Annotated in this window: 26 protein-coding genes; 14 read left to right on the top strand and 12 right to left on the bottom strand. The window is 68.8% G+C overall.

The genetic code is table 11. The features are described from left to right. The first annotated feature begins 177 nt into the window (after positions 1–177). The 6 genes from C3L37_RS00655 to C3L37_RS00630 all read left to right on the top strand — a co-directional run bounded on the left by C3L37_RS00655 (position 178) and on the right by C3L37_RS00630 (position 4608). Positions 178–840, top strand: coding sequence for a hypothetical protein (locus tag C3L37_RS00655; RefSeq protein WP_129112701.1), 663 nt, complete (start codon positions 178–180; stop codon positions 838–840). Positions 841–916: 76 nt separating this feature from the next. Continuing rightward, positions 917–1573 carry a potassium channel family protein gene (locus C3L37_RS00650; RefSeq protein ID WP_129112700.1) on the top strand — a complete coding sequence of 219 codons (657 nt, stop codon included), beginning with the start codon at positions 917–919 and terminating at the stop codon, positions 1571–1573. Positions 1574–1850: 277 nt separating this feature from the next. After that, positions 1851–2711, top strand: a complete 861-nt coding sequence (locus C3L37_RS00645) for a dihydrodipicolinate synthase family protein (RefSeq protein WP_129112699.1) — start codon at positions 1851–1853, stop codon at positions 2709–2711. Between the two features lie 301 nt (positions 2712–3012). Then, on the top strand, positions 3013–3489 hold the full coding sequence (locus C3L37_RS00640) for a DUF7384 family protein (RefSeq protein WP_129112698.1): 477 nt from the start codon (positions 3013–3015) through the stop codon (positions 3487–3489). Positions 3490–3760: 271 nt separating this feature from the next. Continuing rightward, positions 3761–4378, top strand: a complete 618-nt coding sequence (locus C3L37_RS00635) for a hypothetical protein (protein ID WP_129112697.1) — start codon at positions 3761–3763, stop codon at positions 4376–4378. Positions 4379–4410: 32 nt separating this feature from the next. After that, positions 4411–4608, top strand: coding sequence for a hypothetical protein (locus tag C3L37_RS00630; protein ID WP_129112696.1), 198 nt, complete (start codon positions 4411–4413; stop codon positions 4606–4608). 105 nt (positions 4609–4713) lie between these two features. Here C3L37_RS00630 and C3L37_RS00625 read toward each other — a convergent pair whose 3' ends face one another. The 9 genes from C3L37_RS00625 to C3L37_RS00585 all read right to left on the bottom strand — a co-directional run bounded on the left by C3L37_RS00625 (position 4714) and on the right by C3L37_RS00585 (position 10890). Next, positions 4714–5355 carry a non-canonical purine NTP pyrophosphatase gene (locus tag C3L37_RS00625; RefSeq protein ID WP_129112695.1) on the bottom strand — a complete coding sequence of 214 codons (642 nt, stop codon included), beginning with the start codon at positions 5353–5355 and terminating at the stop codon, positions 4714–4716. Positions 5356–5425: 70 nt separating this feature from the next. Then, positions 5426–5704 carry a DUF5808 domain-containing protein gene (locus tag C3L37_RS00620; protein WP_129112694.1) on the bottom strand — a complete coding sequence of 93 codons (279 nt, stop codon included), beginning with the start codon at positions 5702–5704 and terminating at the stop codon, positions 5426–5428. A gap of 122 nt (positions 5705–5826) precedes the next feature. Beyond that, complete coding sequence (locus C3L37_RS00615) at positions 5827–7458, bottom strand: bifunctional N(6)-L-threonylcarbamoyladenine synthase/serine/threonine protein kinase (protein WP_129112693.1); 1632 nt, start codon at positions 7456–7458, stop codon at positions 5827–5829. 6 nt (positions 7459–7464) lie between these two features. After that, a complete protein-coding gene (locus C3L37_RS00610; RefSeq protein WP_129112692.1) occupies positions 7465–7788 on the bottom strand; it encodes a 30S ribosomal protein S24e in 324 nt (107 codons plus the stop codon). A gap of 127 nt (positions 7789–7915) precedes the next feature. Continuing rightward, a complete protein-coding gene (locus tag C3L37_RS00605; protein WP_129112691.1) occupies positions 7916–8476 on the bottom strand; it encodes a GTP-dependent dephospho-CoA kinase family protein in 561 nt (186 codons plus the stop codon). A gap of 7 nt (positions 8477–8483) precedes the next feature. Next, the gene (gene spt4, locus C3L37_RS00600) at positions 8484–8681 is read right to left on the bottom strand and encodes a transcription elongation factor subunit Spt4 (protein WP_129112690.1); all 198 of its coding nucleotides are present in this window, start codon (positions 8679–8681) and stop codon (positions 8484–8486) included. Continuing rightward, positions 8681–9253 (bottom strand): DNA-directed RNA polymerase, encoded by a 573-nt coding sequence (locus C3L37_RS00595; protein ID WP_129112689.1) that lies wholly within the window; start codon positions 9251–9253, stop codon positions 8681–8683. Before C3L37_RS00595 ends, spt4 begins: the two co-directional genes overlap by 1 nt. 1 nt (position 9254) lies before the next feature. Beyond that, positions 9255–9635, bottom strand: a complete 381-nt coding sequence (locus C3L37_RS00590; RefSeq protein ID WP_129113373.1) for a PIN domain-containing protein — start codon at positions 9633–9635, stop codon at positions 9255–9257. A gap of 22 nt (positions 9636–9657) precedes the next feature. Beyond that, the gene (locus C3L37_RS00585) at positions 9658–10890 is read right to left on the bottom strand and encodes a translation initiation factor IF-2 subunit gamma (protein WP_228546061.1); all 1233 of its coding nucleotides are present in this window, start codon (positions 10888–10890) and stop codon (positions 9658–9660) included. 168 nt (positions 10891–11058) lie between these two features. On the opposite strand from C3L37_RS00585, the gene C3L37_RS00580 reads away from it, so the two are divergent. Beyond that, positions 11059–12018: a DUF5787 family protein gene (locus tag C3L37_RS00580; protein WP_129112687.1), complete on the top strand. Its 960-nt coding sequence runs from the start codon at positions 11059–11061 to the stop codon at positions 12016–12018. A gap of 34 nt (positions 12019–12052) precedes the next feature. Here C3L37_RS00580 and C3L37_RS00575 read toward each other — a convergent pair whose 3' ends face one another. Continuing rightward, a complete protein-coding gene (locus tag C3L37_RS00575) occupies positions 12053–12877 on the bottom strand; it encodes an MBL fold metallo-hydrolase (protein WP_129112686.1) in 825 nt (274 codons plus the stop codon). 3 nt (positions 12878–12880) lie between these two features. Next, positions 12881–14290: an ATP-binding protein gene (locus C3L37_RS00570; protein ID WP_129112685.1), complete on the bottom strand. Its 1410-nt coding sequence runs from the start codon at positions 14288–14290 to the stop codon at positions 12881–12883. A 393-nt stretch (positions 14291–14683) separates the two neighbouring features. On the opposite strand from C3L37_RS00570, the gene nasA reads away from it, so the two are divergent. The 7 genes from nasA to C3L37_RS00535 all read left to right on the top strand — a co-directional run bounded on the left by nasA (position 14684) and on the right by C3L37_RS00535 (position 24703). Continuing rightward, a complete protein-coding gene (gene nasA / locus C3L37_RS00565; RefSeq protein WP_228546060.1) occupies positions 14684–16804 on the top strand; it encodes an assimilatory nitrate reductase NasA in 2121 nt (706 codons plus the stop codon). Beyond that, the gene (locus tag C3L37_RS00560) at positions 16801–18105 is read left to right on the top strand and encodes an MFS transporter (protein WP_129112684.1); all 1305 of its coding nucleotides are present in this window, start codon (positions 16801–16803) and stop codon (positions 18103–18105) included. Before nasA ends, C3L37_RS00560 begins: the two co-directional genes overlap by 4 nt. Next, positions 18098–18802 carry a molybdenum cofactor guanylyltransferase gene (mobA, locus tag C3L37_RS00555; RefSeq protein ID WP_129112683.1) on the top strand — a complete coding sequence of 235 codons (705 nt, stop codon included), beginning with the start codon at positions 18098–18100 and terminating at the stop codon, positions 18800–18802. Before C3L37_RS00560 ends, mobA begins: the two co-directional genes overlap by 8 nt. Before the next feature lie 231 nt (positions 18803–19033). Beyond that, positions 19034–20803, top strand: coding sequence for a nitrite/sulfite reductase (locus C3L37_RS00550; protein ID WP_129112682.1), 1770 nt, complete (start codon positions 19034–19036; stop codon positions 20801–20803). Between the two features lie 226 nt (positions 20804–21029). Then, a complete protein-coding gene (gene ggt, locus C3L37_RS00545; protein WP_129112681.1) occupies positions 21030–22781 on the top strand; it encodes a gamma-glutamyltransferase in 1752 nt (583 codons plus the stop codon). Between the two features lie 85 nt (positions 22782–22866). Then, positions 22867–24000 (top strand): thiolase family protein, encoded by a 1134-nt coding sequence (locus C3L37_RS00540; RefSeq protein WP_129112680.1) that lies wholly within the window; start codon positions 22867–22869, stop codon positions 23998–24000. Between the two features lie 67 nt (positions 24001–24067). Continuing rightward, entirely contained in the window at positions 24068–24703 is a 636-nt protein-coding gene (locus C3L37_RS00535; protein ID WP_129112679.1) for a helix-turn-helix domain-containing protein, read from the top strand. A 134-nt stretch (positions 24704–24837) separates the two neighbouring features. Here the strand turns inward: C3L37_RS00535 and C3L37_RS00530 are convergent, their stop codons facing one another. After that, positions 24838–26514 (bottom strand): aldehyde ferredoxin oxidoreductase family protein, encoded by a 1677-nt coding sequence (locus tag C3L37_RS00530; RefSeq protein ID WP_129112678.1) that lies wholly within the window; start codon positions 26512–26514, stop codon positions 24838–24840. Positions 26515–26527: the final 13 nt, after the last annotated feature.

The raw sequence follows: 26527 nt of genomic DNA, 5'->3' as shown, positions 1-26527 counted from the left end.
GTGCGGAACGATACCACGGAACTCCCGGAGAGGGAACCGCACGGCGCTCACGGCGCCCACGACGCTCTCGATACTCACGACGCTCTCGAACGGGGAGCCGCACGAGTCCCTCGGCGAGCGATCGCTCGCCTCCTCGGCTGCTCGGGCGTTTTTGGTCGCGGGCGACGTACGGGCCGTATGGGCGGCCCCGAGTTCCCGGTCCCCACGCGACACCAGCGACTGCTCGTCGTGGCGATGCAGGCCGCCATCGTCGCCATCTTCGTCGCGGGAGCGGCCGCCGGAAACGCGAGCGTGGCGCTGAACGCCGCGCTGGCGCTCGCGGTCACCTTCCTCCCGGCGCTGCTCGCGAGGGACTGGGATCTTCGGCTCGGCGTCGGCACGACGCTCTGGATCACGACCGCCGTGTTGCTGCACGCGCTCGGAATGCTCGGGTTGTACGTCGTCGTGCCGTGGTGGGACAACCTCACCCACACGCTGTCGGCGGTGGTCGTCGCGGCGGTCGGGTACGCGACCGCGCGCGCGTTCGACCGCTACAGCGACGCCGTCGCCTTCCCGCCGCGGTTCGTGTTCGTGTACGTGCTCCTCTTCACGATGGCGTTCGGCGTCCTCTGGGAGGTGCTGGAGTTCGCGACGCGCCTCCTCACGGACGCGCTCGGCATGGAGGCGGTGTTGATCCAGTACGGCCTCCGGGACACCATCCTCGATCTCGTGTTCGATCTGGTCGGGGCGGTGCTGGTGGCGCTCTTCGGCACGCGTCGGCTCTCGGCGGCCGTCGAGTCGATTCACGCGTGGCTCGACGGCGCACGGACGGGCGATTCGTCCGAGTCGGGTGACGAGTGAGGGTCGTCGCCGCGGGACGGCGAATCGTAACGCTCACCGGGACGTACCTTTTTGTCTCGGCCGACGTACAACGGGTATGCGATTCGTTATCGTCGGCTACGGACGCGTCGGCGCGCGGACCGCGCGCATCCTCCGCGAGGAGGGGCACGAGGTCGCCATCGTCGAAACCGACCGCGACAAGGTCGAACGAGCCCGCGAGGAGGGACACGAGGTCATCGAGGGCGACGGGAGCAACGAGACGGTGTTGACGAAAGCCGGCCTCGAATCCGCCGACGCCGTCGGCGGGCTGACCGGCGATCCGAACGTCAACTTCGCCGCCTGCATGATCGGAAAGGAGTACGGCTGTCGGACGGTGCTCCGGATCGACGAGGACTACCGCAAGGAGATCTACGAGCAGTACGCGGAGGACGTGGACGACGTCATCTACCCCGAGCGCCTCGGCGCGGCGGGCGCGAAGACGGCGCTGCTCGGCGGTAACTTCAACGCCATCGGCGACCTCACGGAGCGACTCCAGCTTTCGACCGTCACGATTCCGGAGACGTCGCCGGTCGTCGGCAGCCGCGTCGCCGACGTCGAACTCCCGTCGACGGCCCGCATCTACGCGCACGGGAAAGGCCGCGAACCGATGACGATCCCGCTCCCCGGAACGACGCTGTCGGCGGGCGACCACGTCGCGCTCATCTCCGAGCGCGAGACGCTCGACGAGGTCCGCGAGGTGCTGCTCGGCGCGTAAGTTCGCGGCGCGTCGTTCGACGCGCGAGTCCGCGAGCCTTCGCTCCGACGCGTGATCGGCCGAGACGTCAGCGTCCGGCCGCCGCGAAGACGGCGACGGCCGAAGCGCTTCCGGGATGCAAAAGTGGGGTGTGTGGGTGTGCCGGGCGCGCGGGTGGGGTGGATGGGAACTGAGGCCGTCAGTGCGCGCCCGGGTGGGCGATAGACCGCTCCCGACTTAAATCCGCGTCAGACGCGCGACGGACTAGGCCTAAGTCCCCTCGTCGAGAGTGGCCGGCATGGAAGGCATCGGTCCACCACTCGTGACACCGTTCACGGACGACGGCGACCTCGACGAGGGAGCCCTTCGGGATCTCGTTTCGTGGGTCACCGCCCGCGGCGTCGACTTTCTCGTCCCCTGCGGTTCGAACAGCGAGGCCGAACTGATGAGCGTCGAAGAGCGCGCCCGCGTCGTCGAGATCGTCGCCGACGAGGCGTCGGTTCCGGTGCTGGCCGGGACCGGCCACCCCGGCCGCCGCGAGACGATCCGCCAGACGCGACTCGCCGCCGACGCCGGGGCCGACGCCGCGCTCGTCGTCACGCCGTTTTACTTCCGCCACGGCACCGAGGCGCTGGAAGCGTACTACCGGGACGTCGCCGACGCGGCGGACGTCCCCGTCTACCTCTACAGCGTCCCGCCGTACACCGACGTCGCGCTCGATCCAGAGGCGGCCGGTCGGCTGTCGGATCACCCCAACGTCGCCGGGATGAAGGACTCGGGCGGGAGCCTCGAAGCCCTCATCCGAACCCGCCGGTTCGCCGAGGACGACTTCGACCTGTTCGTCGGCGCGGGGAGCGTTCTCGCGCCCGCGCTCGACGCGGGCGCGGACGGCGGGGTGCTCGCGCTCGCGAACGTCGCGCCCGGGGCGTGCGCCGAGATCTACCGCCGCCACCGCGCGGACGACGGCGAGGGTGCGCGCGCGCTGAACGCCGACCTCGTCGCGCTCAACCGCGCGACGACGGTCGAACACGGGATTCCGGGATTGAAGGCCGCGATGCGCGCCCGCGGCGCGCCGGCGGGTTACGCCCGCAGCCCCCACCGGCCGGCGGGAGCGGACGCCCGGGACGAACTCGAAGGGCTCGTCGCCGAACTGGAGTGAACGCCCGCCGGCCTCGGGCCACGCCTCGACCGATGGCGACCGCGTCGCGGATGCCTCGAACGACGCGACGACCCCCGGCCCGGGTTCGATGCCGAATCGGTCGTCGCTGTCGGCCGCCACGAGCGGAAGGGAGCGGACGAGGCAGGCGCGTCGGCTGCGAAGACGGCTGCGTGCGGACAGCCCTTTGTAGTTCGAGAACCGAGGCGGCGTATGACGGAGACGTGGGGGAACCTGTTCGACCGCGCCGCGGCGTTCGGCGCGACGGAAGCGGACGTGATCGACGCGCTTCGACGGCGACGCGATGAGCGCGACTGACGCCTCGCCAGCGCGGATCGTCGCGGACGCGGACGTGCTCGCGGCGGACCTGCTCTGCGGGGGGTATTCGCGGCGCGCCCTCGACGTCGTCCGCGAGCACTCGTGGGTGACGCTCGTCGCCAGCGACCCGCTCCTCGACGACGCGGCGGCGGTGATCGCCGAACTCGCCGACGACGAGTTGGCGACCGACTGGCGGAAGGCCGCCGAGGCCCTCCGCGAACCCGTCGACCAGCCCGAGGGCGACCACCCGGCGCTCGCGTCGGCGTACCGCGGCGGCGCGATGCACCTCCTGACGCTCGATCCGCGCCTCCAGACGGCGCAGGCGGGCGCGACGCTCAGCAGGCGGGTCGACCTGAGCGTCCGGCACCCGAAGGCGTTCGCGACGCTGTTCGACGCCGAGAGCCTGTACGACGTCGTCGTCGGCGGGACGTACCCCGGGCCCGACGGCGATCCGCGGGGGTGAATGCCTCGGGGGCGAGCCCCGGGGGATTCGCCTCGACCGCCTGTAAACGGAACAGTCCCCGTATCGGACATGTATATCGTTCGCCATCAGACACGTACTGTGTCTCGAATGGCGCCGTTTTAGTGGCGCTCCAGTGCCTGCCAATGGGAATGTATATGACTGCCGGATGAAAGATCTGGATAAGATGGGTGTTCGGAATTCACTAAAGAAACCATACAATCGAATCCCTGGCTCTCGTAAATCCATACTTACTACCGCAATACTGGTCGTGATGTGGTTCGCGCTCGTCTTCATTCCACAGCCGTACGGAACCGGCGTATTTTCACTTGGTGTCCTCACGCTGGGTTCCGAGTACAAAGTGCTAAAATTGGTCTCGCTAGATGGGCAATACAAATGGATCCAATCACGTGATACTCTCTATAAACGAATAGAACGGAATTATCGTGCGAAAAAATTTATTCAAGAAGGTCCCGTCAAAATTGACCTCCACCCACAAACCGGGGGAGATTTTCGAGCACGAGTTGTTGGTAATTCGGAATGCCTTTTTTCAGGCATGCTGTTTCGAGTTTACGTCGAGGCTCCACTTCACGACCCTGACGAGGATCTGCACTATCACTTGCGACTCGGGTCCGCCGAGTTGACTCGCCTCTCGGAGACGAGCGATGGGACTGTGAGCGTGTTTTTCACAATAAAAGACTGGGAGACGGAGTTCGAAGACGAAAGCGAAAAGCGGTTTGCTGAAGACGCACAGCGAAGACTTCGGGAAGGCAGTGACGAACCTCAAGCCTTTGCGAAGAGTGTTTCCGCGGACCGGGTGAACGAGTTCGAGTTGGACGAATGGAAGGCGATCTACGATTGGTCGAAAGAACTGGATCCTGACAGAACGTAACACTCAATACACAACAGATCACGAATAAGTGTATGAGCATCGCACCACGTGTTGCCACTCCCGAGCGCCGTGTTAACGATTACACGGTGATCATCTCCGAAGGAGCAGAAGACGGGATCTGCGAAGGAGACGAGCTCGTACTCTCGATCGACGACGAGCACGTCATTGCAACCGTGGTTGATGTTGGACGAAAAAAAGCCGTTCTCGAACTGTCCGCAACCGGTTATTAGTCGCGTTTACGGCGTCGGATTTGACGAGATATGATTTTCGAACTGACTCTACGGCTATCCGCCGATCGGTGTTTTCATACTCCTTGACGCTCTCACTGCGTTACTTCAAGACACAGCACGCCGCTCCCGGTACCACTCGCCGAACTTCGCGAGCGCCCGCCCCCGGTGGGAGACGGCGTTCTTCCGCTCCGTGCTCATCTCGGCCATCGTCGCCCCGTCGTGCTCGAAGATCGGGTCGTAGCCGAAGCCGCCCTCGCCGCGCGGCGGGACGAGCGTCCCCCTGACCGCGCCCTCGAACAGCTTGACCGGGAGCGGCTCCGCCTCCTCCGCGTTCGGATCCGCCCCGGCAGCGGCGGCCGCCGCGCGGTCGTCGCGGTCGATCGGGTCGGGGCTCGCGCGAAACGGCTCCCCGTCGCAGTACGCGAGAACGCAGCGGAACGACGCCCGTCGATCCTCCTCGGCTTCCGCGAGCCGCCAGACGCGCTCGACGCCGAGGGTGTCCTCGACGTACGAGGAGTACGGCCCCGGGAAGCCGGCGAGCGCCTCGACGAACAGGCCGGCGTCGTCGACGAGCACCGGTTCGCCCGCCTCGCGGTGTGCCTCCCGCGCGCCGTGGGCCGCGATCGCCCCGAGGTCGTCGCTCTGGATCTCCGTGTAGTCGAAGTCGAACTGTGTCACCCCGTCGTCGCCGAGGTACTCGGTCGCCTCCCGAACCTTCCCGGCGTTCGTCGTGACGTAGCGGAGCATGGGCGATCGTGCGCGCCGTCGGCGGAAAGAGGCGTCGGTCCCGACCGCCGCGGAGGAGAAAACCGACGCGTCAGTCGTCGTCGACGACGACTTCGACGGGACCGTCGTCCGCGGACGCGGCGGCCTCGTCCGCCCCCTTCCGCTCGTGCCAGAGCAGCGCGCCGGCGACGAGCAGCACGAGCCACGACCGCCAGTTCGCGAGGTTCAGCGTGTAGCCGATGCCGAAGGGCTTCTGAACGAGCATTCCCTTGCCGGGCTGCCAGTACGCCGACAGCATCCGGCCGACGCTCGGCCGCTCGAAGTTGTACGGAACGCCGAAGAGTTCGCCGGACTGTGGTTTGTCGACCATACCCGAGTGGTACACCGGCATCGAATAAATTGTTTTGGCTGCTGACTGTCCGCGGCGTTCGCGCGTTCCGGCCGCCGGTACCGACCGCGGCCGACCGGCCTCTAACACGCGCCGAGCGCGTCTTACTGGTATCGACCGCGACCTTCGATCTCGCGCAGTCGCGCCAGCGTCTCGTCCGGGCCTTCGTCGGCGTACGCGGCTTCGAACGCCGCGACGAGCCGCTCGGGGTCGTCCGCCGTCCCCTCCACGCTCTGCTCGAAGACGTGCAGGTCCATCGCGTGGTCCTCGACGTGGCCGGCGTGGTAGCCGAGGCCGAAGTCGATGAGGACCGCCCGATCCCCGTCGAGGTCCACGCGCGCGTTCCGCGTCGTCGGATCGCCGTGGACGATGCCCGCCCGGTGGAGCGCCGCGAGGTGACGCCCCACGGCGGCGGCGCGTCCCGCGGTGAGCGCCGCCGCGAGGTCGGCGTCGCCGACGCGCTGGAAGGTGATCGTCGCCTCCCGAAGGTCGACGTCGCGGACGAGGGGCGTCGGAACGCCGGCCCGGCGCGCCTCGCTCGTCAAACGCGCCTCTGCGACCGTCCGCTCGCGACGCAGGCGGGCGTCGAGCTCCGGGTGGCGGTACGACTTCGGAAGGCGGCGCTTTTCGACGCGGTCGCCGGCGACCGTCACCGTCGCCTCCGCGCCCCGGAGATCGTCGCTCGAAGCGGACGGGTCGCCGTCTTCCTCCGCCTCGTTCCGTCCGCCCACGCTCGTCTCGCTCGCCTCCGCCCGCCACGTGACCGGTACCCGATCGGGTCGGAAGTTCGGATCGACCGTCGACTCCTCGATCGGGATCGCGTCGCCGGCCTCGAACATCCGCGCGCCGAGGACGGCGATCATGCCCGCGTTGTCCCGGAGAAAGCGCGGCTCGGGGGCGAAGAAGGCCGCGCCGCGCTCGTCGCACATCTCGGCCAGCATCTCCCGGAGGCGCGCGTTCTGTCCGACGCCACCGCCGAGGACGAGTTCGTCCGCGCCGGTGAGCGACAGCGCGCGCTCCGACACCTCGGTCAGCATCCCGAAGACGTGCTCCTGCAGCGAAAAGCAGACGTCTTCGACCGCCTCGCCCCCGTCGTAGGCCTCCTTCGCCGCGCTCGTGATCCCCGAGAAGGAGAAGTCCATCCCCTTCACGACGTACGGGAGGTCAACGTACCCGCCGTCCTTCGCCGCCGCCTCGACCTTCGGGCCGCCGGGGTGCGTCCAGCCGACGTGGCGGGTGAACTTGTCGATGGCGTTGCCGACCCCGGTGTCCATCGTCTCGCCGAGCACCCGGTACCGGCCGTCGTGGTAGCCGAGGAGGTGGGCGTTCGCGCCCGAGGCGTTCAGGCAGATCGGCGAGTCGAACCCGGACCCGTGCCGGCCGATTTCGAGGTGTGCGACCATGTGGTTCACGCCGACGAGCGGGACGTCGAGCGCCCCCGCGAGCGCCCGGGCGGCGGTGCCGACGACGCGGAGGCACGGACCGAGGCCGGGCCCGCGAGAGAAGGCGACGGCGTCGATCCCGTCCCGTCCGCCGGCGAGGCCGTCCGCGTGGGCCAGCGCCGCCTCGACGACGCGCGGGACGGCTTCGCCCATGTGTTCGGCCGCCTCCCGCGGGTGAATGCCGCCGCTGTCGGGCTGGTACGGGTCGGATTCGATGAAAACGGAATCCGTCTCGGCGTCGAACACGGCCGCGCTCGCGGCCCACGCCGTGCCCTCGATGCCGAGAACGCGCATTCGGTCTTACGCTTCTTCCGCCTCGGCGTCGGCGTCAGCGTCGGCGTCGCCGGCGCTGATCTTGTTGCGTTCGAGCATGTACTCCTGTTCGACGTCCCGGGCGTACTCCGGGCTCTCGTACACCTTGGCGTAGCCGGCGGTCGTTCGCATGCCGAACTTGGTGTCGAGCGCGTGGACGACGACCTCGTCGGAGGCCTTGTCGAGTTTCGCCGCGAGGCTGTCTCGGACCTGCAGGCGCGAAGGCGAGGCGTCGTCGTGGACGATCTCGAAGCGAACGTCCGTTCTGTGCAACATCGGGTTCTCCTCTTCGTCGATGATCGCGATGTCCATGGTTCAGTTGTACGTAACTCCCGCCGAGGCAAGTAAAAGGATTTCGAAGGGGCGAGCGCGGCGCGACGCGGGGGAGAATCTCGCCGGGCTCGCCTGAGAGCGCCTCGAATCGCTCGCAACCGGGCGTTCAGGCGTCGAGGCGGGCGAGCGCGGCGTCGGAGTCGCCCTCCATCCGGGCGAGGAGGTCGCGCGCCTCGGCTTTCGCCTCCTCGGTGACGGGAACGTGAACCATCCCCTCGTCCGGCTGGCCGTAGACGACGCTCGCGCCGAGCGGGGCGGCGACGATGGCGGGCAGGGTCGCGAGGTCCTCCTCGCCGTCGACGAGGATTACGGTCGGCTCGTCGGCGTCGAGCGCCGTCCGAAGCGCCGCGAGGAGGTCCGAAGAGAGCGTCGCCGGCGGATTCTCGACCTCGATCTGGGGGTTGTCGCCTTCGAGCGTCGCGCGGACCTCCGCCGTCACCTCACGACGTTTCGTCTTGCCGTCGACGACGGCGACGTCGGGGTCGCGATCCGCCCGCCGGAGGTGGTAGGTGACGACGTCGCCGACGCAGACGAGGGGGCCGCGGGCGCAGCCGCCGTGCTCGTCGCTCGCCGACTCGACGGCGCGGAGCAAGATTGCGGGATCCGTGTAGACGCGGCCGAGCGGCTCCTTGAACGCGCCTCGGAGGTCCTCGGGGAGACGGAGCATCGGCCGGTTACCGGACCTTGAGGGCGTAGCCGCCCGGTTCGGTGACTTTCATCTCCGTCGCGACCTCGCTCCGTTCCGGGTGGGTGATGATGACGTAGCCGGCCCAGTCCTCGGTGAGGCTGGACGAACCGCAGCTGGCGCAGGTGTTCGCGTCGAGCTCGTTGACGTAGTGACACTCGCGGCAGGCGAGCCGCTTTTTGGCCATCAGTCGCCCTCCGTCGTGGCCTGTCGCTCCTCGCGGGCTTCGCGGAGCCAGCCGTGCTTGCCGAGGCCGGGCTGTTTCGCGGTGAGGCCGATCTTGCTGTCGCGCGGGTTGCGCTCGTCGATGCTCTTCGTGACGATGCGGACGCGGACGGCGTCGTCGACGCCGAGCGTCTGGTTCGACTCCGTCGAGGCGAGCTGCTGGTTTTCGCCGTCGTACGCGAGGTACTCGTCGGAGATCTGCGAGACGTGCAACAGCCCGTCGACGGGTCCGATCCCGACGAACGCGCCGAACTCGACCACCTCGACGACGGTGCCGTCGACGACCTCCTGCATCCGCGGATCGAACGTGATGGCGTCGAACTCCGCCTCGTAGTAGACGCCGGGGCGGTTCGGGAGCACGGAGCCCTGCCCGATGTCGTGAACCTCGATCACGCTCACGACGCTACCGACGTCCTCGTCCATGCGACCCTCCAGTTTGTCCTGAAGCAGGTGCTTGACCCGCTCCGGCGTCACGTCCGCCAGGTGTCGCGGCGGCACTTCGACCGTGTCCTTGAGTCGTACCCTCTTGTACATGCTATGGTTCTGTGATGTGCAATCTGTTCCGACCCCTTATACCGATTACCCGAACGCCGCGTTCGAGCACGCGGTCGCGCAGGGGCCGGTCGTTCGTGACGACGTAGTCGCACTCGCCGCGTTCGGCGAGTTCGACGAGCGCGTCGTCGGCGTACGATGCCTCCGTCTCGACGGTCCGACAGCGGTCCGCCGCCAGGTCCGATCCGACGCTCGCCGCGACCGCCTCCTCGCCGCCTCCGGTCGCGAGCGCTTCGAGTTCCTCGACGACCGCGCGCGGCGCGACGAGTTCGTAGGCGTCGGCCGCGAGGCCGAGCACCCTGTCGAGCTCGTCGAACACGCGAACGTCGAGTTCGACCGGCATCATGAGCGCGCTGGTGTCCATGGCGACGACGACCATCCCCGTCTCAGTCCGTGAGCGTGCCGACGCCGATGAGCCGCCAGCGCGCGCCGACGCGCCGGTTGATGGCGATCTTCGCGCCGGGCTCCGCGCAGACGGGCCGCTTCAGCCTGACCTCGCACTCCCCCGAGCGGGCGCTCGTGACCGCGCCGACCGTCGTCGCCGTGCCGACGGTCAGCATGAGCGGCTCGCCCGTGGAGATCTCCTCGATCTCCGCGTCCCCACCAACCACGCGGTCGAGCAGGTCGACCTCCATCTCGAAGGCGTTCCACGTCGGCGGGAGCGTGCCGGGCGCGCCCGCGACCTGGCCGGCGAGCGCGTCGCCCTTCGTCAGGCTCGGGTCGAGACCCGTCCCGACGCCGAGCAGCCCGCCGGGGGTGACCGCGTCGACCTGCCGTCCGCCCGCCTGCAGCGACCGGATCGACGTCTGAATTGGCTGCCACTCGGACTGGCCGCCGGCTTCGACCTCGCGGCCGGGGCGGAGTTCGATCTCGTCGCCGACCGTCAGTTCGCCCTCGACGAGGCTGCCGCCGATGACGCCGCCGGTGAGGTCCTCCCACGTCGTCCCCGGGCGGTTGATGTCGAAGCTCCGGGCGACGTACATCCGGGGATCGTCCGCCTCGTCGCGCTCGGGCGTCGGGATCTCCGCTTCGATGGCGTTGATGAGGAGGTCCATGTTGACGTTCTGGCCGGCGCTGATCGGGACGATCGGCGCGCCCTCGGCGACGGTCCCCTCGACGAACTCCTGGATCTGCCCGTAGTTCTCCACCGCGCGGTCGCGGTCGACGAGGTCGATCTTGTTCTGCGCGACGACGACGTTCTCGATGCCGATGATGTCGAGCGCCATCAGGTGCTCTTCGGTCTGCGCCTGCGGCACGTCCTCGGTGGCGCTCACGACGAGCACCGCGCCGTCCATCAGCGCCGCGCCGGACAGCATCGTCGCCATCAGCGTTTCGTGACCCGGCGCGTCGACGAACGAAACCGTACGGAGGGGTTCGCTCTCCGACCCGTCGGGACAGGTCTCTTCCACGGTGTAACATTCGGGCTCGTCGAGCCCGGGACACGTGCGGAACGTCGCGTCCGCGTAGCCCAGCCGGATGGAGATGCCGCGCTTCATCTCCTCCGAGTGCTGGTCGGTCCACGAGCCGCTCAGCGCCTGAACCAGCGTCGTCTTCCCGTGGTCGACGTGGCCGACGAGTCCGATGTTCACCTCCGGTTGTTGCGGATTTTCCGTCACCATTGACCTCCTGAGAGTAATCTTGTGAAGGATTCGCCCCGAACGCGTGATAAAGTTGCTGTTCTCGCCCCGGCTCGACCGGGCGTCCGAAGCCGGGCGGCTGGACGCGGTTGCCGAGCGCACGCCGGCGCGACCGGGTGCTTTTTGCCCGACGCGCGCCTCCCGGGTACCGTGCGAGAGTTCGCGTTCGAGCTAGCCCTCTGTACGCACCTCGAAGGCGCGACCGACTCGATCGTCGCCCGCCAGCTCGGCGCGGCCGTCGCCGCCCCCGGCAACCGGATCGTCGACGCGTGCCTCGTCGAGCCGGGCCCCGAGTTCGACGCCCGGACGGCCATCACCCCGGAATCCATCCCGGCGCTCGCGATCGAGAGCGGCGTCGGCGTCGGAACCGACGCCTACTGGAAGGACGCCTTCGACTGCCACCCCGACGTCGCCCGGCGGGTCGTCGACCGCGCCGTCGAGATCGGCTTCTTCGAGTCCCGCCGCCGCAACGGTCGGGAGTACGTCCGGCGCGCCGTCCGCTACCCCGACTGGTTCTCCCGGCTGATCGGCGTCGAAAACAAGCCCGACCTCGGGCGACCGGGGGACCTCGAACGGCAGCTCAGGACCGACGCGAGCCTCGCGCTCTTCGACGAGGTGTACCTCGCCACGGGGAGCTACGTCACCCGCGCGCACCTGAACCGCATCCCCGAGGCGGTCGGCGTCTGGCGGTTCGATCCCGAGAAGGGCGAGCGCGAGGTGGTCCGCGAGGCGACCCCCCTCGCCGTCTCAGAACCGGGGATCGAGCTCGTGGAGGAGCGCCCGCTGCGAACGGACGTCGCCGTCGCGAGCGCGGCGGCGAAGGCGAGAAAGCGTCGCCGGATCGCGGAGCGCGCCTACGGGAAGGGTTGGCGAACCTACGACCTGCCGCCCTGCGCGCGCGCGTCGACGACGACGGACGGACGGCCGCGCTGCGCCCACTTCGGGCGCGTCGTGGACCCCGGGAGCGAGTGCGGCGAGTCGTGTCCGGGCTTCGAGGCGGCCGCCGCGCCGGACGTCGACCTCGACGCGATCCGCGACCGCCGGTCGCCGTGGGTCGCAGAGCCGACCGGGGTGGCCCGGCGACAGGCGGGGCTGGATCGGTTCGGATGATCCGTCCGAAGGCGACCCACGCGAACTACGAGAACTACAACTCGTACCGTTCCCCGTCGACCGCCAGCGGCTCCTCGAACGCCTCCTCGGGCGGGTAAAAGTGTGCGACGTGGACCAGCCGCGTCTCCGCGGCGTTCAGCTCGTCCGCGAGCGACAGCGCGCCCTCTCGGGTCATGTGCTTCGAGCCGAACGTCCGCGGCACGCCCTCGTCGTCCCGGTGCTTGCCGCCCGCCGGGTGGTACTGGCAGAGCGACGCCGGGACGATGGCGTCCGCGAGGAGGAGGTCGGGATCGGCGAGGACCGCCCGCGACGCCTCGGGGATCCCGTAGCTCGTGTCGCCGGAGAGGGAGAGCTTCGCGCCCGTCTCGGGGTCCTCGACGGCGAGGCCGTAGCACAGCAGCGGCGGGTGGTCCACGGGGACGAGCGTGAGGTCGAGGCCGCACGCGCGGAACGGTTCGAGTGGCGTCCGGTCGCGGACGGTGACCCGGTCGAGGTAGTCGAACTTCCGGCGGATCGCGTCGGCGACGCTCTCGTCCGTGACCGGGTCGGTTTCGTCGGCGGCGAAGACCGGCAGGTCGTCGAACACGCGGTAGGCGTTGCCGAGGCCGTCGAGGTGGTCGAAGTGGACGTGCGTGATCAGGGCGGCGTCGGGGAGGGGCACGTCGCGGGTCAGAAACTGGTAGCGGAAGTCCGGGCTCACGTCGACGAGCAGCGACTCGCCCGTCCGCTCGTTCTCGACGTGGACCGAAAAGCGCGAGCGCTCCGCGCCGCGCTCGCGGGCGGCGACGCAGGTGTCGCAGTCGCAGCCGACGGTGGGCGTCCCCGTCGTGTCCCCCGTCCCGAGGAGCGTGATCCGCATCGGTCAGTGCGCGTGGTCGTGGCCGTGATCGTGGTCGTGGCTGTGATCGTGATCGTGCCCGTGGTCCCCGCCGTCGCCCGCGACCGCCGCGCCGTCGCCGTCGATCATGTCCATGTTCTTCAGGTTGTCGCGCTCCTCGAAGTCGGCGACGGCGTCGAGGATGTCGTCCTGCGTGAGCGTCATGCGCTCCTCCGTGAGCGCTTCGAGGACCGCCTCCCGCAGCACCAGCCGGAGGTCGCTCCCGGTGAGTCCCTCGGTCAGGTCCGCGACCGCCTCGGGGTCGAACTCGGCGATGTCCATCCGCCGGGTGATCACCCGGAGGATGTCGGCGCGCATCGAGCGGTCGGGCTTCGGGAAGTTGACGATCTCGTCGAAGCGCCGCCACGCCGCCGCGTCGAGCTGGTCGGGGTGGTTCGTCGCGCCGATGAGGAGCACGTCGTCGCGGATGAGGCTGATGTCGTCGATGCTCTTGAGGAGGGTGTTGACCGCGCGCTTGAGCGCGGCGTGCTCGTCGCTCCGGCGCGTCTTCGCGACCGAGTCGAACTCGTCGATAAAGAGGATGCAGGGCGACAGCCGCTTTGCGACCTCGAACGTCTTCTCGACGTTCTTCGCCGTCTCGCCGAGGTACTGGCTCGTGATCATCGACAGCTTCACCTCGACGAACGGGAGGCCCAGCTCGTGTGCGAGCGCCCGCGAGACGGTCGTCTTCCCCGTTCCCGGCGGACCGACGAAGAGCAGCTTGCCGATCTCGCGGAGGCCGATGTCGGCGAGGTAGTCGCGGTGTTCGATCGCCGTCACGATCTTCTTGATCTCCCCCTCCTGGTCCTCGGTGAGCACGAGGTCGTCGAGGGTCATCTCGATCTCCTCCGGGGCCCGGACGTGGACGAGGTCGAGCATCTCCGCGTCGCCGTCCTCGCCGGTGTCGAAGTACTCCTCCAGCAGGCTGTCGATCCACACCCGGTCGGCCTGGATGGGTCGGTTGGCCTCGCGCGCCTCCTCGTGGGTCACGTCGACGTCGTCGCGGCCCTCGACGGCCGCCGCGATCGTCGGATTCGTCGCCAGTCGGTCGCGGTCGGCGCGCTCGACGAACCAGTCGAGCGCCATGTCGGGTTGCGTGAGAGAGATCTTGCCGGAGAAGTCCGCGCGCTGGGTGAAGAGGAGGTCCGAAACCGCCTCCCACGGACGCTCGACGCCGGTGGCCGTCCTGGCCGTGCTCTCCGTGGCCGAAAGCGGACGCTCGATCGCGCCGCGCGAAGGTGCGTCGCTCGCCTCCGAACGGGACTCCGGGTCCGCGTCGACCCAGAACACCTGCCGGTATCGCGGGGGCAGGTCGTTCGCGTCTAACTCCCGGTTTTCCGTGTAGAGATGGGCCGTCAGAAGGAACTCGACTACCTCGAGGGCCGGGTCGTTCATCCGCGAGAACTTGCGGCTACAGGTGCTTAAGACCGTCGAAGCGGCCATTCGACTGCCATGTCGTCGAACCGAGAACTTCGAGAGCGTACCGCTCGCCGCGCCCGCCGCCCGACGACACGACCCGATTCCGAGTACACCGTACTCTCCGCCCCGATCGTCCACAAATTCGGAAGATAACTGGACGAATTACGCGAATAAATCCCTTATATCCGATTGTAAACCAGACGCGCATCCACCGAAACGCCATTTATTTTTGCTTTTTCAATGATTAGCGTTTTGTACCTCCGTTCGGTCAAATGAAACCGTGAAAAAGAGGAGTAGTACGACGTTATCCGGAGTATCGGTGAACGTTCGTCAATATATTTCTCCCCAAACCCCCGGGGGTGACGTCGGGTGAGCGACCCCGTCCCGACGACGTGCGTGCGGTGTGCGGTCGGCTGCGGCCACGTCCACCGCGGCGCGGACAGGGGGTACGGGATCGACGCGGTCCGGGGCGACGCCGCCCACCCGGTCAACCGGGGGCTGGCCTGCGGTCGCGGCATTCGCGAGTCCGCCGATCCGAAGGGCGAGTGGCTGACGCGGCCGCTCGTCCGGAAGGGCGGCGACCTCGTCCGCGCGACGTGGGAGGACGCGCTCGCCCGCGTCGCGACGGGGTTCGGAGCCGCGATCGAGGAGGACGCCGACGAACTGGCGATCCTCGGCAGCGGCCAGCAGACGAACGAGGCGGCCTACGCGCTCGGAAAGCTCGCCCGCGGCGGCGTCGGCACGCGAAACTACGACGCGAACACGACGCTCTGCATGGCGAGCGCGGTGACGGCGTACTACGACGCCTTCGGGAGCGACGCGCCGCCGCCGACCTACGACGACGTCCCCGAGGCCGAGTCGCACGTCGTCTGGGGCGCGAATCCGGCCGTCGCCCACCCCGTCATGTTCCGCTGGATCGCCGACTCGGCCGACGAAGAGGGCCGCGAACTCGTCGTCGTCGACCCCGTCCGGAGCGAGACCGCGGAACTCGCCGATCGGCACGTCGACCCGGATCCCGGCGGCGATCTCGCGCTCGCCCGGGCGGTCCTCGCGCGGCTGGTCGAGACGGATCGGATCGACCGCGCGTTCGTGAAAGCGCACACAGAGGGCTTCGACGCGCTCGCGTCGAGCCTGCCGACGGTGGACGACGCCGGGGCGCGCGCCGGCGTCGATCCCGAGGCGGTCGAGGCGCTCGCCGCGGCGTTCGAGCGGCGGACGCTCGTCTACTGGGGGATGGGCGTCAACCAGAGCGTCAGGGGCACCGCGACCGCCGGCGCGCTCGTCGACCTCTGTCTGGCCTCCGGAAACCTCGGTCGCGGCTCGGGACCGTTCTCGCTCACCGGGCAGGCGAACTCAATGGGAACGCGGGTCTGCTCCTCGAAGGGGACGTGGCCCGGACACCGGCCGTTCCGCGACCCCGAGCACCGCCGCGTCGTCGCCGAGGCGTGGGGCGTCCCGGTCTCCGGGCTGCCGGACGACGCCGGCCCCGGTCCGGTCGGGATCGTCGAGTCGGAGCCGCGGGCGGTGTGGACCGTCGCGACGAACCCCGTCGCCGGGATGCCCGATTCCGACCGCGTCCGGGCGGCGCTCGACGACGCGTTCCTCGTCGCGCAGGACGCCTTCCGGACCGAGACGGTCGAACTCGCCGACGTGGTGCTGCCGGCGGCGACGTGGGGCGAGTCCGAGGGGACCGTGACGAACATGGAGCGGACGATCTCGCGGGTCCGGGCGGCGACCGAAACGCCGCCGGGCGTCCGGTCCGACCTGGACATCGTCGCGGCCGTCGGAGCGTGGCTCGCGCCCGACCTGTTCCCGGAACCGCGGCTGGATCCCGAGGCGGTCTTCGACGAGTTCCGGGCGCTCACGGCGAGCACGAACGCCGACTGCTCGGGGATCAGCTACGACCGCCTCGACGCGGAACACGCCGTCCGGTGGCCTGCCCCCGACGCGTCGTCGAGCGGCGGCTACCGGTACGCCGGCGCGGGCGGCCGGGACGACCCGGACTGGTCGTTCCCGACGCCGACGGGACGGGCGCGGTTTTCCGTCCCGTTCGACGGATCCGGCGCTGCCGGCCAACTGCCCGAGCCGCCGGACGAGCGGTACCCGCTCGTCCTCACGACCGGTCGCGAGCCCGACGGCTACAACACCGGCGTCCGGTCGCGCGCGGCCGGCGACCCCGGGCCGGTCGAGGCGCGCGTCAACCCCGAAACCGTCGCGGCGTTCGGCGGGGCGATCCGCGACGACCTCGCGCGCGTCGCCTCCCGGCGCGGTTCGGTGGTCGCGGCGATCGAACCGGACGACTCGATCCCCCCCGGGCTGCTCTGGCTCCCGATCCACCACCCCGCGACCAACGTCCTCACCGTCGCGGCGACCGACCCGCGGTCGAAGGAGCCGAACTACAAGCAGTGCGCCGTCCGCCTCGCAGCGCCCGCCGTCGCGGCGGACGCCGGGAGCGCGAGGTCATGGTCGCTCCCGGAGGTGCGCGGATGAGGGCGACGAAGTGGCGGACGCTCGTCCTCGCGACGGCGTCGTTCAACCTGTCGTTTCTCATCTGGTTCTCCTTCGCCCCGTTCACCGGCCCCATCGCCGACGAGTTCGGCCTGTCGCTCGCCGACCTCGGGATCCTCGCCAGCGCGGCCATCTGGAGCGCGCCGCCCGGCCGGGTGCTCGTCGGGTGGCTGTCGGACCGCTACGGCGCGCCGACGGTGTTCTCCATCGTGCTCGGCTACGTCGGCGTCTTCAGCGTCGCGAGCGCCTTCGCGACGACGTACGAGACGTTCTTCGTCCTGCGGCTCGTCGTCGCCTCGGCCGGCATCACGTTCGTCATCGGCATCCAGCACGTCGCCCAGTGGTTCCCCGAGGAGCAACTGGGAACGGCTGAGGGCGTCTACGCCGGGATCGGCAACGCGGGCGCGGCGGGCGGCGCGCTGCTCCTGCCGCGCCTCTTCGGCTCGTGGGACGGTCCGCTGTTCTCGACGGGGTGGCGGGCGGCGTTCTTCTACACCGGGCTCGCGGCCATCGCGATGGGGATCGCGTACCGCCGGCTCGGCGAGGACGCGGCCACCGAGGCGCGGGCCGAGCGGGCCAGCGAGTCGGCGACGTTCTCGTCGTGGCTGCACACCGCCACCCGGTACGGCGTCGTCGCGCTCGCGCTCGGCTACGTGATGAGCTTCGGCCTCGAGATCTCGATGAACGGCTGGCTGCCGACGTACTTCCGCGAGGGCTTCGGCTCGAACCTCGTCCTCGCGAGCACGTTCGCGGCGACGTTCTCGCTCGCCGCCGGGTTGCTGCGTCCGATCGGCGGCTTCGTGAGCGACCTGCTCGTCAGGCGCGAGCGCGACCTCCTGCCGGTGTTCGGCGGCCGGTACCGCGAGCAGTGGACGCTCGTCTGCCTGTCGTTCATCGTCGTCGCCATGGTCGGTTTTACCCTCGCGGGGCGGACGGGCGACGTGCTCTTGACGGTCGCCGCGGGCTTTCTCGTCGGCACCGCCTGCGCGTTCGCCGAGGGCGCCATCTTCGCGCAGGTCCCCGCCATGTTCCCGGACCGATCGGGGGCTGCCGCGGGCGTCGTCGGCGGCATCGGCACGTTCGGCGGCATCGGCTTCCCGCTCGTCTACGCGTCGGCCGCCGAGGCCGGCGTCATCCACGACGGCTACCTCGTCGTCGCGGTCCTCGCGGTTCCGATCGTCCTGCTGAACGCCTTCGTCGCCCGACCGGCCGTCGCGGAGCGCGCCCACGTCGACGGATTCCTCGTCGGAGGCCCGGACGAGCGCACCCCCAGCGATGACTGACGGCGACGCTCCCCGACGACGGCGACCGGCCGAAAAGCCGGACACGGGACGGGCGGGCGTCATCGTCGCCGGCGGTCGGTCGGTTCGCTTTCGGGGCGTCGACAAAGCCACGACGCGCCTCGCGGGGACGCCCATGATCCGCCGGGTCGCGGACGCGGTCGCGCCGGCCGTCGACGAACTCGTCGTCAACTGCCGCCGGGACCAGCGGGAGGCGTTCGAGTCGGCGCTCGCCGGCCTCGAGGTCCGCTTCGCCGCGGATCCGATCCTCGACCGGGGCCCCGCCGCCGGCGTCCGCACGGGTCTTCGGGCGACCCGAGCGGAGTACGCGGTGATCCTCCCGTGCGACCTGCCGCTCGTGCCGACGGCGTTCCTCGCCCACCTCCTCGCCCGGGCGCGCAACCGGACGGGCGCGGTTCCGACCGTCGACGGCGACGTGCAGCCGCTGCCCGCCGCGGTCCACGTCCGGGCGGCAAGGGCCTGCTGCACCGACGCGATCACGCTGTTCGACGGCCGACTCCGCGACTTCGTGCGGACGCTCGAACCCGAGGTCGTCCCGGAGCGGACGGTCCGCGCGTTCACCGAGGCCGGCGACTTCCGCAACGTCAACACCTGGGAGGACCTCCAGGCGGCCGAGGCGCACCTCCGGCGTCGCCGCGCGCCGCGCCGATCGAAGGTACTCGATTCCGAACGTACGTGAATTTCGTTTCGAATCGAAACGCTATCCGTCCGATAATCACGGGATAAACGGCCTTATACGGACTATATTCGGTATTAAACCGATCGGACGTAGTTTTCCAACACGTATTATCTGAATATTTCAACGATTAGTATTATATTAGTCCGTATCACACGCACTCAATGTGATTTGCACCATGCACGTATTCGATTACGGTTCAAAAATAGACGAACGTACGTTCGAGGTGGTGTGATGTCGAAGAAGAAAGAGCGGTGGAAGGACGAGCTGTACGGCGACGAGGTGCGGGAACGGATCGTCGAGTTCGCCGAGGAGGGGTGGGAGTCGATCCCGGCGGACGAGCGCGAGAAGTGGTTCACCCGATTCAAGTTCTGGGGACTGTTCCACCAGCGCGGCGGGCAGGAGAGCTACTTCATGATGCGGCTCACGAACGCGAACGGGCGGCTGGACCCCGGACAGCTCCGCGCCATCGGCGAGGTCGCCCGCGACTACGCGACCGGCCCGGCGTCGAATCCGGAGTTCGGAAACGGCTGGATCGACCTCACGACGCGCCAGTCCGTCCAGCTCCACTGGATCAAGCTGGAGGACGTGCCGGCCGTCTGGGAGAAACTGGAGTCCGCGGGCGTCTCGACGCGCTCTTCGGGCGGCGACACGATGCGCAACATTTCCGGCTGTCCCGTCGCCGGCAAGGACAAACACGAACTGGTGGAGACGCTCCCCCTTCTCGACCGATTTCAGGAGGAACTGCGGGGCGACGACGCGCTCTGCAACATGCCGCGGAAGTTCAACATCAGCGTCACGGGCTGTCGGGAGGGCTGCGCGCAGGATTCGATCAACGACGTGGGCCTCGAACCCGCCAGAAAGACGATCGACGGCGACGAGGTGACGGGGTTCAACGTCCGCGTCGGCGGCGGGCTCGGCGGGCGCAAACCCCGAAAGGCGCGGAGCCTCGACGCGTTCGTCACGCCCGAGGAGGCCTACGAGGTCGTCGCGGGGTTCGTCCGGCTGTACCACGACCACGGGAACCGCGAGGTACGCGCGAAGAACCGCACCCGCTTTTTCGTCGACGAGTGGGGAACCGAAAAGATTCGCGACCTTCTCGACGCGGAGTACGTCGACTTCGACCTCCGGACCGCGGGCGAGGACGTGCGCGGGGAGTACACGTACAACGCGGGCCGACCGCCGGCCGAGGGGAAGGCCGACCACGTCGGCGTGCACGAACAGGCGGACGGGCGCTACTACGTCGGCCTGAGCGTCGCCGTCGGCCGCCTCACGGCCGCGGACGCGATCGAACTCGCCGACCTCGCGGACGAGTACGGCTCCGGCGAGGTTCGGCTCACCCGGCGGCAGAACCCGCTCGTGATGGACGTGCCGGCCGAGCGGGTGGACGACCTGCTGGCGGAGCCGCTGCTGGAGAAACACACCCCCGAGCCGAACCCGTTCCAGCGCGGGGCGATGGCGTGCACCGGCACCGAGTTCTGCCCGCTCGCGCTGACGGAGACGAAGGCGCGGATGGCCCGGATGCTCCGATGGTTCCGCGACAACGTCGAGCTTCCGTCGGACGTGGAGAGCGTCACGATGCACTTTTCCGGCTGCACGGCCGACTGCGGCCAGTCGAACACGGCCGACATCGGTCTCATGGGGATGCGCGCCCGGAAGGACGGGCGGATGGTCGAGGCGATGGACGTCGGCGTCGGCGGCGGGATCGGCGAGGAGCCGACGTTCGTCGAGTGGGTCCGCCAGCGCGTCCCCGCCGACGAGGTGCCGGGCGCGGTCAGGAACCTGCTAGAGGCGTTCGCCGCCCACCGCCAGGAGGGACAGCCCTTCCGCGAGTGGGTCGCGGAGACGGGAACGGAGCCGCTGATCGAGCTGTGCGAACCCGAGGAGACGACCTACGAGGACCCGTGGATGGAGGACGCGAAGCAGTCGTGGTACCCCTTCGCCGAGGGCGAGAGCCCCGCGCCGACCGCGCCGGACGGCACGCCCCTGTCCGCGGATGACTGAGCGATCCGGGGAGCGGACGACGACCGAGCGATCCCCCGCGCTTTCGACGACGGTCGAACCCCGACAGCACGCCTCCGCCGACGTCGCGCCGGAGCTGTTCGACGCGTAAGGGGACCGATGCCGTCACCGCGATCACGCGGGTTTGTCAGAAAATTTTACTTGTCTTCCCCACGCTTTTATTTCCTATTTGATGAAGTTTATTAGAGTAATTGTGCTATTCTAATCCATGTCAAACCGTCGCGCATTCATGAAGCAACTCGGGGTCGCAGCAACCGCCGCGGGAACCGTCGGTTCGAGAGCTGCGGGCACAACGCAGGAATCGGCGGAAGGTGATGCCGACGGCGGCACCGAAGCGGGACCCGAATTCGACTATCCGTGGCAGTTCAGCAGCCGACGGTCGGCCGTCATGGTGAAAAACGGCATGGTCGCGACGAGCCACCCGCTCGCGGCGCAGGTGGGGGTGCAGACGCTCCGCGACGGGGGCAACGCGGCCGACGCGGCGGTCGCCACCGCGCTGATGCTGAACCTCGTCGAGCCGCAGATGACCAGCATCGGCGGGGACATGTTCGCGCTCACCCACTTCGACGGCGAGTACAAAGCGCTCAACGGGAGCGGGCGCGCCCCGGAGGCGGCAGATATCGAGACGTATCGCGAGCGAACCGACGAAACCGAGGACGGCGAACCGGTGGTACCGCAGGAGGGCGGTCTCCCCGTCACCGTCCCCGGCGCGCTGGACGGCTTCTGTCAGCTTATCAAACGCTACGGAAACTTCGAATTGGCGGATCACCTCCAGCCGGCAATCGAGTACGCGCGGGACGGGTTCCCGATCTCGGAGTACGTCGCCGCGCAGCAGGAGGCCGCCGCCCCGCGAGTCAGGCAATTTGAAGGGTTCGCCGAAACGTTTCTCGTCGACGGAGAACCCCCGCACGCGGAGCAGGTGTTCGCGAATCCGGCGTTCGCCGACTCGCTCGAACGGATCGCGTCGGAGGGGATCGAAACGTTCTACGGCGGCGACCTGGGCGCGGAAGTCGTCGAAGTCGTCCAGAACCACGACGGGGTACTCGAACTCTCGGACCTCGCCGCTCACGAGAGCACGTGGGACGACCCGATAAGCACCGAGTACCGCGGTACGGAGGTACTCGAACATCCGCCGAACGCGCAGGGCGTCGTGGCCCTTCAGGCGCTCAACATCGTCGAAAACTTCGACATTCCGGTGGACCCGACCGATCCGGAGCGGCTGCACCACCTCATCGAGGCGATGAAGATCGCGTTCGCCGACGCGTACGAGTACGTCAGCGATCCCGAGGTGGTCGACGTCCCGCTCGACACCATGCTCTCTCCGGAGTACGGGGCGCGGCGCGCGACCGAGATCGGCTCCGAGGTCGGCGCGTACGAACCGCGGGCGGGCGAGGCTAGCGACACGGTGTATCTCGCGGTCGTCGACGGCGACGGCAACGCCGTTTCGCTCATCAACAGCGGGTACTCGCCCTTCGGCAGCGGACTCGTCGTCGGTGGGTTTCCCCTCCAGAATCGGGGGGTCTCGTTCAGCCTCGACCCCGACGACGCGAACGCGCTCGAACCGAGGAAGCGACCGTACCACACCCTCATCCCCGCCATGCTCGCCGAGGACGGAGAGTTCCGCGCTTCCTTCGGCGTGATGGGAGGGGACATGCAACCGCAGGGACACGTGCAGGTCGTGGCGAACCTGATCGACTCGGGGCTCAACCCCCAGGCGGCGCTCGACGCGCCGCGCTTTCGCTTCATCGAGGAGCGCGACGTCACGCTCGAAACCAGCCGAATCTCCGACGAAACCGTCGAGAACCTGCGTTCGCGCGGACACGAGGTGATACCCGAATCGGAGTACTTCGAACCGGACGTCGGTCACTACGGGGGCGGGCAACTCATCTATCGCAACGAGGACGGAACGCTGATCGGCGGATCGGAGCCGCGGCGCGACGGACAGGCGATCGGGTTCTGACCCGGACCCGACGCCGAACGTAAACTCCCGGCTCGGGACGCCGGGTTCTCCCGGATTTATCACCGTGGCACCCCGAGGGTGAGACATGCCAACGCCAGTCATCGCGAAGGCGTACCGGACCCCGCAGGGGAAGGGCGGCGGCGTCTTCGCCGACGTCCGCGGAGAGGACCTCTCGATCGCCCTCATAAACGAGATCCTCGCCGAAACCGGCCTCGGCAGCGACGAGGTCGAGGACCTGATGTGGGGCTGCGCCCAGCAGCGCGGCGAGCAGGACAACAACGTCGCCCGCGTCATTTCGCTCCTCTCCGACCTCGGCGAGTCGGTGCCGGCGACGACGATCAACCGGTGGTGCGCCTCGTCGATGCAGGCGCTCATGGGCGCGAGCGACGCGATCGCCGCCGGCAACCGCGAGTGCGTCATCGCGGGCGGCGTCGAGAACATGTCCCGCGTGCCGATGGACGGCGACTCCTACCAGCACCTCCACCCGCAGCTCTCCGAGGAGTACAACGTCTTCCAGCTCCAGATGGGGATGACCGCCGAGAAGGTCGCGGAGGAGTACGACGTCCCCCGCGAGGAGATGGACGAGTACGCGCTCCGGAGCCACCGACGCGCCGCCGAGGCGACCGACGAGGGGCGGTTCGACGAGCAGATCGTCCCGATCGAGACCGACGAGGGGACGGTGACGGAGGACGAGGGCGTCCGGCGCGACACGTCCCTCGACGCGCTCGCCGGGCTCCCGCCGGCGTTCACCGGCGACGGGTCCGTCACGGCCGGCAACTCCTCGCAGATCTCCGACGGCGCGGCCGCACTCCTCGTCACGAGCCGCGAGTTCGCCGAGGAGCACGGCCTCGACGTCATGGCGGAGGTCGGGATGAACGCCGTCGCGGGCGTCGACCCGACGGTCATGGGCATCGGTCCGGTGCCGGCGACGCGGAACCTGCTCACGAAGAACGGCCGCTCGATCGACGACTACGACCTCGTCGAGCTGAACGAGGCGTTCGCCAGCCAGGCGCTCTACAGCCAGCGGGAGCTCGGCGTGCCGGACGAGAAGTTCAACGTCAACGGCGGGGCCATCGCCCTCGGCCACCCGCTGGGCGCGAGCGGCGCGCGCCTGCCGGTGACCCTCGTCCACGAACTGATCGAACGGGACGCGGAACGCGGGCTGGCGACGCTGTGCGTCGGCTTCGGGCAGGGGGCGGCGATCGAACTCTCGCGGTGACGCCGCGGTCCGAAGTCGTCCGTCTCGACGGAACCGTTTTGGCCGCCGATCGCCAACCCCGCCCACGATGGGCATCACGGCGGATTTCTACCTCGAAGCGCCGAGCACGCGGGAGGTACTCGCGAGCGTTCCGGAGATGAAACTGGAAGTAGAACAGTTCACCACCACCGGCACCGGGAACGTGTGCATGTTTCTCTGGGCGTGGGGCGGCGACTTCGGCCGCTTCGAGAGCGAAATCGGGCGGAGCGAAACGGTCGCGGATCCGATGGTCATCGCCGACCTGCCCGACCGGCGGCTGTACCGGATCGAGCTGGCCGAATCCGACTCGATGCCCACGACGTACCCGATCTGGGGCGAACTCGGTCTCGTCCTGACCTCGGCGGTCAGGTCGGGAGACGGGTGGGACGTACAGATGCGGTTTCCCGACCGGGATAGCCTCACGCGGTACGCCGACTTCTGCCGAGAGAACGACTTCACGTTCCAGCTTCGCCGCGTGCTCTCGACGGACCGGACCGACGCGTCGCGGGGCCTCTCCGAGTGTCAGCTCCAGACGCTGAAGTTGGCGTACGAGGAGGGATACTACGCCGTCCCGCGGGAGATCTCGCAGGACGAGTTGGCGGAGCAACTGGGCGTCTCGGGACAGGCGGTCTCCGAGCGTCTCCGACGGGCGACCGCGGTGCTCATCCGCGAGACGGTGTGCTGACGTTTCGAACGACCTCGAATCCCGAACCGTCCGCGACGCCGGAATCGTCCCCACCTTCGCGGCGACTGCCGCTCAGTCGTCTCACCTGCGCGATGACGACCGCTTAGTCGTTCCACCCTCGCGGTGACGACCGCTCAGTCGTCCGCGCTCGCCGTTTCGGCGCCCCCCTCCGGGACGGTCCCGTCGGGATTCCAGCCGCGCGCCTCGTAGTACTCGTCGAGCGCCTCGTCGAACCCGGGAAGCTCGTAGGGGACGGCGTCGTCCTCGCGGTCGAACCCCCGGCGGTTGTTGAACGCGCGTTCGAGTTCGACGATCCGCGCGCCGACCGCGAGGAGGTCGTCGTACTCGGCGTCGAGCAGCGTCGCCAGTCGGTCGTCGTCGACGAAGTCCCGGGAGAACTTGCAGACGACGGCGCTGTCGAGCACCGCGTTTCGGTTCTCCTTTTCTACGACCATCGGCGCTTTCCCCTCTAGCCCGTCGGGGTCGACCGCCTCGTCCTTGCTCACGAGCGGGTACTCCTTCGAGTAGAACTCGGCGTACATGTGGTCCGCGCCGCGGTTCGACGTGGCGAACGACAGGCCCTGCCCGTTGAGCGTTCGCCCGTCGTGTGCGGGGAACTCCATCCCCTTCGCCGTCCAGTTTTCGACGCCCAGTTCCTCGTGACACCGGTCGATCCCCTCCGCGAGCGCGTCGCCGATCCCCTCGCGGCGGGCGATCTTCTCGACCGTCTCGTGGATCAACTCGGAGTCACCGAAGGCGTCCTCGCTGGCGAGGTACGCGGCGACGACGTCGCCGCAGGAGATCGTGTCCATCCCGAGTTCGTCGCAGAGGTCGTTCGACTTCATCACCGAGACGATGTCGTCGACGCCCGAGTTCGACCCGAACGACATCACCGTCTCGTACTCCGGCCCCTCGGTTTCGAGGCCGCTCTCCTCGTCCTTCGTCGGCAGCTTGCAGGCGAACGCGCAGGACGAACACGTCCCCTTGCGGTACTTCTTCTCCGCGACGCGGTCGCCGCTTATCCCCTCGACGCCCTCGAACTCCAGTTCGGAGAAGTACCGCGTCGGCAGCGCACCGACGTGGTTCGCGTACTCCGTGACGCTCGTCGTGCCCGCCTTCTTCATCGGGTGGTCGCGCGTCGCCGCCTCGCGGTGGATATCCGCGGAGATATCCGGGATCTCGACCGAGCGATCGGCGTCGCCGGCGAACGTCACCGCCTTGACGTTCTTCGCGCCGAGCACCGCCCCGAGGCCGCCGCGGCCGAACGCGCGGTGTTCCGTCGTCATGATCGACGCGAACCGAACCCGATTCTCGCCGGCCGGGCCGACGCAGGCGATCCGGTCCTCCCCGAACCCGTGTTCGGCCTCCATGTACGCGGACACCTCGGAGACGGTCGCGCCCGCGAGTTCCGGCACCGGTTCGAACGTCGCTCCCTCGTCCGTCACGTGAACCGCGATGAGGTCGTCGCTCGCGCCCGCGATCTCGACGGCGCCGTACCCCGCGCCGGTGAAGTGCCGCGAGAGGAAGCCGCCCGCGTTCGCCGAGAGCAACCCGTTCGTGAGCGGCGAGAGCCCCGTCGCGCTCATCCGCCCCGTGAAGCTCATCTGCGAGAACTGCATCGGGCCAGTGGCGAACACGACGCCGTTTTCCGGCCCGAACGGGTCGGCGTCGGAGGGGATGCGGTCGTGCGCCAGTTTCGTGCCGACGCCGCGTCCGCCGATGAACGAGTCGAGCACGTCGTCGATCTCCTCGGTTCGTGCCGTCCGCTCGCCGACGTCGACCGCGAGCAGCGGTCCCGGTGCGCGCTTCATGCCTACGCTTCTC

The organism is Halegenticoccus tardaugens (genome assembly GCF_004116405.1).
GTDB lineage: Archaea > Halobacteriota > Halobacteria > Halobacteriales > Haloferacaceae > Halegenticoccus > Halegenticoccus tardaugens.
The sequence above is the reverse complement of the archived record's forward strand: the minus strand, read 5'-3'. Positions and strand labels throughout refer to the sequence as shown.